An 8,217-nucleotide genomic window follows, 5' to 3' on the forward strand; every position below is an offset into this window, starting at 1 on the left:
GGGAAGAGCACGGGGGAGGGCAGGCAGCGGGGGAAGCGTTCCGGGTGGCTCCGAGCGACGCCTGAGAGGTCCTCGACGGCGTGCAGTGATCCGGCGGCGATGCGCGCGATCGTCGTCGCCGTGATGATGTCGTGCGGGCGGGGTCCCGTCAGCCGAGGCTCGTCCTCGAGCAGCGCGACGGTCTCGTCCACGCCCAGGGCGGGCAGGGCGATCCGGTACGGACGCCGGCCGTGGTCGTCCCGCAGGAGCGCGAGCGGGGAGTCGCCGCGCAGGCGCGTCGTCCGCGCGGTCAGGATCAGCGGCCCGAGGTGGGAGGCGAGGATCCCGTGAAGCGTGTCGTCATCGAGCAGCTCGGCGTCGTCGACGACGAGGGCGCTCCTGTCCTTGCCCGTCCCGTCCGGTCGGTCCGGCGCGGGCACCGCGGGCGAGCGCCCGCCCGCCACCGTGCGGACCGGCAGCCCGCTGGCCTCCGCGATGCGCCGTGCGGCGACGCTCTTGCCGCTGCCCGCGGGGCCGGTGATCAGCAGAGGCATCCCGGTGGCGAGCATGCGCAGCCCCTGGGCGAGCTCGGTCCTGTGCGGACTGGGCGTGCGCGGCGCGGGCTCAACCAGCCAGGACGGCACGGTCTGTCCCTCTGTCCTTCTGGTTGCTCGTGCATCGGCGCGGCATCACGATAATCACGTCCTCAGTGCATCTCATTCCGCGTCCATGAGCATTGTTCATTTCTGCGAATTGCGGGCGATTACGGGTTTCCGACTGGTGCTCATCGTATCCGGTCGGCGCTACCGAATATCCACTACTCAGTAATAGTTCGACCACCGAGGCGGGGATCCGCCAATTCGTTCCGGCGGGTGCGTCCGGTCGGCGACGCCGCTTCTCGCCGTGAATTCGGCACTGGCCTCCGGGCTCGGAACGGAATTCATAACGGTCGCATCACTTTCTGTCGATCGCGGCGTGTGGCATCGCGTTACTACTGAGCGGCGGCGATCGGGAATGGGGGTGCGTAGTTCATCGTCAGCGGCATTGTCCGGCGGTGTCCGGCCGAATACCGAATAGCTACTGAAAGCCCGAATCCGGGGTGAATGGCTATTTAGCATGGGCCGCAGTCGCGGAATCTGCACTCGATCCGCGCCCGACGGACGGAAACCAGATGAACGCCCCCACACTCGTGCTCCTCGGCACGGAACCCGGCGAACGCCTCGGCGTGCGGTCGGTGCGGAGGGTGCGACGGACGAGGACCGCAAACGGCGAAAGGAACGCAACGTGCTGACAACCCGTGCTCGACGCAGGACACGACGGGGGGCGGATCGGCGCGGCGTCGTGACCGGCGCCGCCGTCGTCACCGCCACGGCGATGGTCGCGATGGGCGCGTTCGCGTCCACCGCGACGGCCGTGCCGGGCGACAGCTCCTCCTCATCGTCGAGGTTCCTCTCCGGCAGCCTCCTCGTCGGAGGGGTCGACCTGGACAGCATCGCGGCGCTCGGCGGCGCGTCCGCCGAGCACGACGGCTCCGGCCCGAGTGTGGTGGACTCCGCCGGCCTCGACCTCGAGGCGCTCGGCCTGGTCGGGGTCCAGCTGCCGAGCGGCGTCTCGGTCCCGCTCGGAGACGTGCTCAAGCTGGGCGTCGTCAACCAGTACGCCGAGGCGGCGGACCGGGGCGTGTCCCGTGCGGCCACCGGCGCGGTCAGCGACGCGGGGATCGTCGACACCACCGGGACGGGCGACTACCCGGCCGACGCGACCCTCAGCCTCACGGGGCTGCTCGGCAGCGAGATCACCGACACGCTCGCGGGCCTCGAGGTCCGGCTCGGCGCGGTCAGCGCCGAGGCCTCCCTCGACGCCGAGGGAACGGGGACCGTCGTCCGCGACTACAACGTCGCCAGCGGCGAGCTCGAGCTCTCGGTCCCCGCGATCGGCGGCATCGAGGACGTGCTCGTGGGGGACGGGAGCGGCAGCGTCGCCTCGCTGGTCGACACCGCGGTCAACTCCCTCGTCGGCTCCGACGGGCTCATCGCGCAGGCTCTCGCCGGTCTCAACGCGGCCCTCGCGCCGATCGTCGGCAACGACGCCGTCGTGGTCTCGATCGACACCGATGTGCAGGGTGCGCTGAACGGCGTGCTCGACGGGCTGCTCAGTGACGACGTCGTCTCGATCGACCTGAGGACGGGGGTCGTCACCGTCGACCTCGACGCGCTGCTCAGCGAGAACGACGGGCCAGGCCTGAACAACCTCGACCCCAACTCGGAGGTGCTCTCCGCCGAGGTCCTCAACCTCGTGAACGAGCGCATCGGTGTCCTGCTGAGCGGTCTGATCGACCAGGTCGACCAGGTGCTCGACTCCACGCTGCGGGCGGCGACCATCAACATCGGCGTTAACCTCTGCCTGGTCGGATCGGGCCCGAACTGCACGGTTCCGGTCCTCGACGTCGGGACGGGAATCAACGTCTCGCTCACCGACCAGACGCTCGGTGACGTCCTCGACGGCACCGCCGTCGCGTCGATCACCCTCAAGGTCGCGGGCGTGCCCATCACCATCCCGCTCGGGACCCTGCTCAACGCCCTCGCGACGCCGATCGCCTCGGTGCTGTTCTCCGCGACGGGCGTGCTGTCCGAGGTGCCGGGAGTGCTGACGCCGGTCCTCACGGGAATCACCAGCTCGCTCAGCCCCGTGTTCGATCTCGTCGCCGAGGTCGTGTCTCTGCAGCTCAACGTGCAGAGCGAGGCCGACGGCAGCTACACCGAGACCGCCGCCCGCCTCACGGCAGCTAACCTGCTGGGCTCCTCCGGCCTGGCGACCGTCAACCTGGCCACGGCCGTCGTCGGGCCCAACGCGGCGGTCGCCGAACTCGACGCGCCCGTCATCACGGCCCCCACGGCCGGGCAGGAGTTCGAGGTCGCCGAGGGCGAGACGAGCGACGTCGTCGTCACCGGTTCGGGTGTCCCCGGGGCGACGGTCACCGTCGACATCGGTGGGGCGGCCCAGACCGCGGTCGTCTCGGCTGACGGAAGCTGGGAGTCGACCTTCGCCGGGACCCCCGTCGGCTCCTACACGGTGACGGCGACTCAGGGGCTGGACGGTCTGACCTCTCCGGAGGCCACGCGAGACTTCGCTGTCGTCGTGAGCGACGAGCCCGGCACGGCCGAGACCGACACGGATTCGAGCGCGGACGCCAGTGCCGCCGTTGACACGGACGCGGATGCGAACGCAGCGGCCGCCGCCTCGGCGTCGGCCTCGGCCCAGGCCGATTCCGACAGCAACGCAGCGGCCCAGGCGGCCGCGCAGGCCGCGGCCACGGCGGACAGCGACACGGCGGCGTCGGCCTCCGCTGATGCCGATGCCGAGGCGGCCGCTGCCGCTGCCGCGCAGGCGACGGCGTCCTCGGACGCATCGACGAGCTCGGACACGGACACCAACGCCGCGTCCCAGGCGGCGTCCCAGGCGGCGGCGGACGCCGATGCCGGGACATCGGCCTCGGCCGAGTCGTCCTCGGCGGCTGAGGGCAATGCGGCTGCGGCTGCCGATGCGGCTGCGGCCACGACGGCGGACTCCGACTCCGCGGCCTCGGCGGATGCGTCCGCGGCCTCGGCGTCCGACGCCGATGCGGCGGCGGGCGTGGACAGTGACGCGTCGGCATCGGCTGATGCGACGGCTGAGTCTGACGCGACAGCTGAGGCTGACGCGACCGCTGAGTCTGACGCCACGGCTGATGCGGATCCGACCACGGACGCGGACAGCACGGCTGATACTGACTCGGCTGCGACGGCTGATGCGGATGCGGCTGCGGCTGCTGATGCGGAGGGCAACGTGAACGCGTCTGCGTCTGCTGCGGCGTCGGCTCAGGCCGATTCCGACACCAACGCGGCGGCTCAGGCCGCGGCGCAGGCGGCGGCGGATGCGGATGCGAACGCGGCGGCCTCGGCTGCGGCGACCGCGAACGCGGATGCGGCGTCGGCGTCGGCGGCGGATGCCAGTGCGGCGGCGTCGACCGACGCGAGCAGTGAGGCGAATGCCGCGGCTGCGGCGTCGGCTCAGGCGGCGTCGAACTCCTCGGCGGACTCGGACAGTGAGGCGGATGCGTCCGCTGCTGCCGAGGGCAATGCGTCGGCGGCCTCGGCGTCGGCGGCGAACGCGGATGCCAGTGTCGATGCGTCCTCGGCTGCGGCTGCTGACGCCAGCGCTGAGGCCGACGCCACGGCGACCGCCGACGCGACCGCTGAGGCAGACGCGACGGCCGAGGCAGACGCGACCGCCGAGGCCGACGCGACCGCCGACGCTGACGCCACGGCGAGCGCTGAGACCAGCGCGGACGCCGACGCCACGGCGACCGCCGATGCCGACGCCAGTGCCGACGGCGATGCCGACGGACCGACGGCGACGGTGGAGCTCCGGTCGATCGTTCGCGGCACCGGGGTCGAGCAGACCGTCGTCGGCACCGGCTTCCAGCCGGGAGAGACGGTCTCCGCGACCGTCCACTCGACGCCGTTCGACCTGGCCGATGAGACGGCCGACGAGAAGGGCACGGTCCGGTTCGTGTTCGCCATCGGGACGGACTTCGAGCTCGGCGACCACTACGTCGCCGTGACCGGGTCCGAGGCGGGCGAGCTGACCGGCGACGCGCTCGACACGGAGTTCGTCGTCACCGCTCAGGCGGCGGCGGCCGACGCGGGTGACGACTCCTCTGGGTCCTCGCCGGGTGCGTCCGCCTCGGCGGACGGCACCGCGGCCGGTTCCGGCTCCGGGTCGACCGGGGGCACCGCGACGGGGTCCGCGACGCTCGCGAACTCCGGAGCCGAGCTCGGCGGGATCGTCACGGCAGGCACGCTGCTGCTGCTCGGCGCGACGGCGATCTGGCTGGTGCGTCGCCGACGCGAGACGGCTCTGCAGCGGTAGCGTCGTCCCCAGGTGCTCCGGGCGGTGTTCGCACCGCCCGGAGCATCGTCCGGTCTCCGGCCCCGCCGGCGCGAGCTCGTGCGGGATCCGCGCGGAGCCGGACCGTCCCGTCCCCGATCGCGCCCCGAAGGATGATCCCGTGACCGAACGAGTCGCACCCCGCCGCAGCGTTCTCACGCGTGTGGTCCTCTACGCCCTTGTGGTGCTGACCGCCTGGCACGTCTTCGCCAGCTTCCTCTGGATCGCCCCGCGCGCGCCGCTGCGCGAGGTGGTGCCTGGGACCGCGCTGTCGTCGTACATGCTCCCCCTGTTCGGGCAATCGTGGAGCGTTTTCGCCCCCGAGCCGATCAACGGCGACTACCGTCTCGACGTCCGCGCGGTCGCGGACGGGGAGACGACGGACTGGGTCAGCGCCACCGACGTCGAGGTGTCGATGATCCGGAGCACCCTCACCCCGCCGCGGGGAGGGATCCAGGCGATCGACGTGTCGAGCCGGTTCAAGGGCGCGTGGGACAAGCTCGACGAAGCCGGCAAGGAGGTCGCCGCGCTCAACTACTACAAGGACGACTGGGAGACGCGGATGGCCGCGGAACTGGAGGGCCACGCCACGGAGGACGAGGTCGCCGCCTACCTGGCGCAGGAGCGTCGGACGACCGCGTACGCCAGTCAGGTGGCGTACGCGATCTGGGGTGACGGCGTCGAGCAGGTCCAGTTCCGCTCCAGCCGGCAGAACATCATCCCGTTCGCCGAACGCAACGACCCCGACGCCGTCCGGCCGGAGGCGCAGAACGCCGCCACGGGCTGGCGGGGCCCCGTCGTGGAGGAGGGACAGTCGTCGGACAGCTTCCGCGACGTCTTCCTCCGCGCCTACGAGAGGCTCGAGAAGTGAGCGGGCGGGGGCGCGCGGCGCTGTCCGTGCTGCGGGCGCTTCCCCGGGCGATGGCGTCGGCCGCGGCCGACGGGGCCAGGGCGGGGGCGTCGGGCCTGCGCCGGATTCAGCTGGCGGGGGAGGCGTGGCTGCTCGACTCGAAGAAGGCGCTGTACGGTCTCGCGGTGACGCGCATCATCTTCGGGCTCACCGGCCTGGGGCTGCTGCTGAGCAACTTCGCGACCCGGCTGTACACCTTCGGCTCCGGCTCCGCCTGGAACGGGGAGGCCTCCGACCCGGTGAGCGCGTTCCCGTCGATCTGGCTGTTCAGCTCGTTCCACTCGGTGATGCTGGACGACGTCGCCTTCACGCTGCTGTACCTCGTGCTGATGGTCCTCGCCGTGCTCGTGACGCTCGGCTGGCGCTTCAATCTGGTCCTGCCGGTCTACCTGGTCCTCTGGGTGAGCTTCATCGAGGTCAACGACGCGGTCGGTGACCAGGGCGACAACATGTACCGCATCGCCCTGTTCTTCCTGCTCTTCGCCGACCCGGCGGCGCGCTGGTCCCTCGACGCCGGGAGGAGGGCACGCGCGGGCTGGCGCACGGTCCTCCCCACTCCGATCTCGAACGCGTTGCACAACCTCACGCTCGTGGTGCTCACCGCGCAGGTGTCCTTCGTGTACGTCTCGGGCGCGCTGTACAAGGCGGGCGGCGACCCCTGGTCGGGCGGCTACGCGGTGTACAACCCGCTGATGACGGAGCGGTTCGGCACCTGGCCGGTGCTCAGCGATCTGGCCACCGCCTGGGGTCCCGCGGTGACGGCGTTCACCTGGGGGTCGATCATCCTCCAGCTGTGCTTCCCGATGATGCTGCTCACGCGGCCGACGCGGATCGTCGCGCTGCTGGGGATCATGAGCTTCCACGTGGGCATCGCGGTGCTCATGGGGCTGCCGTGGTTCTCCCTCGCGATGATCGCGCTCGACTTCATCTTCGTCAGGGATCGCACCTGGCGGCGGCTGGCCTCCTCGGCGTCGGCGCGGCTGCGGGCCGCGCGCGCGGAGTCGGCAGGGCGGCGCGGGGGAGGCGCCATCGCCTGAGCGGTCGAGGTCGAGGTCGCGGTCGCGTTCGCTCTCGGCCGTGACCGGGTGTCGGCGGTGGCAACTACGATGGGGACGTGGTTACCGCCCTGTATCGCCGCTACCGGCCAGAGACCTTCGCCGAGATGATCGGCCAGTCCCAGGTGACCGATCCGCTGCGGACGGCGCTCCGGTCGGACCGGGTCAATCACGCGTACCTGTTCAGCGGTCCCCGCGGCTGCGGCAAGACCACCTCGGCCCGTATCCTGGCGCGCTGCCTCAACTGCGCCGAGGGCCCGACGGACACACCGTGCGGCCGGTGCGACAGCTGCGTCGAGCTGGGACGCGGCGGCGGCGGCTCCATGGACGTCGTCGAGATCGACGCGGCCAGCCACAACGGCGTCGACGACGCCCGCGAGCTGCGCGAGCGGGCGATCTTCGCCCCGGCGCGCGACCGCTTCAAGATCTTCATCCTCGACGAGGCGCACATGGTCACGCCGCAGGGCTTCAACGCACTGCTGAAGATCGTCGAGGAGCCGCCGGAGCACGTCAAGTTCATCTTCGCCACGACCGAGCCCGACAAGGTCATCGGCACGATCCGCTCCCGCACCCACCACTACCCGTTCCGGCTCGTCCCCCCTGCTGTGATGCTCGACTACCTGCAGCAGCTGCTCGAGGCCGAGTCGCTGACCGCCGAGGGCGGGGTGCTGCCGCTCGTGGTGCGCGGCGGCGGCGGGTCCGTGCGCGACACGCTCTCGCTGCTCGACCAGCTCATCGCGGGGTCCGAGAGCTCCGTTCTGGCGTACGAGCGGGCGGTTGCACTGCTGGGCTACACCCACGCCTCGCTGCTCGACGAGGTCATCGACGCCCTGGCGGCCGCCGACTCCTCGCGTGCCTTCGCCGGGGTCGACAAGGTCGTCCAGACCGGACAGGACCCCCGTCGTTTCGTGGACGACCTGCTGGAGCGCTTGCGCGACCTGATCGTCGTCTCGGCCACGGGGGACAACGCCGCGGGTGTGCTTCGCGGCGTCCCGCAGGACGAGATTGACCACATGGCCGCCCAGGCGGAGACCTTCGGCCGGGCGGCGATGAGCCGCACGGCGGACATCGTCAACCGGGCGCTCAGCGAGATGAGCGGCGCGACATCGCCGAAGCTGCACCTGGAGCTCATGATCGCCCGCATCCTGGTGCTGCTCGCCCAGGGCGATGCCCCCGCCGAGCAGGGCCGCGCCCCGGGGGCGACGGCCGTCCCGGCGGCCTCATCGCGGCCGGCCGCCACGTCCGCACCCGACGCGGCGACGCCCCCTGCGCCCACCGTTTCCTCGCCCGCCGCCGCGGCGGTTCCGCCGCGGCGGCGGGCGAGGAAACGGTGGGCGCAGGGGG

General features: G+C 71.7%; 5 protein-coding genes. 4 read left to right on the forward strand and 1 reads right to left on the reverse strand.

The features are described from left to right. Positions 1 to 623 (reverse strand): DEAD/DEAH box helicase family protein (locus tag FM119_RS09180; RefSeq protein ID WP_218778761.1); only part of this gene is annotated, 623 nt, incomplete at its 3' end. Positions 624 to 1,263: 640 nt separating this feature from the next. Here FM119_RS09180 and FM119_RS09185 point away from each other — a divergent pair. The 4 genes from FM119_RS09185 to FM119_RS09200 all read left to right on the forward strand — a co-directional run. Beyond that, positions 1,264 to 4,890, forward strand: coding sequence for a choice-of-anchor G family protein (locus FM119_RS09185; RefSeq protein WP_179205281.1), 3,627 nt, complete (start codon positions 1,264 to 1,266; stop codon positions 4,888 to 4,890). Positions 4,891 to 5,029: 139 nt separating this feature from the next. Next, on the forward strand, positions 5,030 to 5,779 hold the full coding sequence (locus FM119_RS09190; protein ID WP_087137396.1) for a DUF5819 family protein: 750 nt from the start codon (positions 5,030 to 5,032) through the stop codon (positions 5,777 to 5,779). Further along, entirely contained in the window at positions 5,776 to 6,855 is a 1,080-nt protein-coding gene (locus FM119_RS09195) for an HTTM domain-containing protein (protein WP_245827414.1), read from the forward strand. The genes FM119_RS09190 and FM119_RS09195 overlap by 4 nt, the downstream gene beginning before the upstream one ends. Before the next feature lie 77 nt (positions 6,856 to 6,932). Continuing rightward, positions 6,933 to 8,217: DNA polymerase III subunit gamma and tau (locus FM119_RS09200; RefSeq protein WP_143822676.1), on the forward strand; the 1,285-nt coding region annotated here is incomplete at its 3' end.

It is taken from the genome of Mycetocola reblochoni REB411, from assembly GCF_900163835.1.
GTDB classification, from domain to species: Bacteria; Actinomycetota; Actinomycetes; order Actinomycetales; family Microbacteriaceae; genus Mycetocola_B; species Mycetocola_B reblochoni.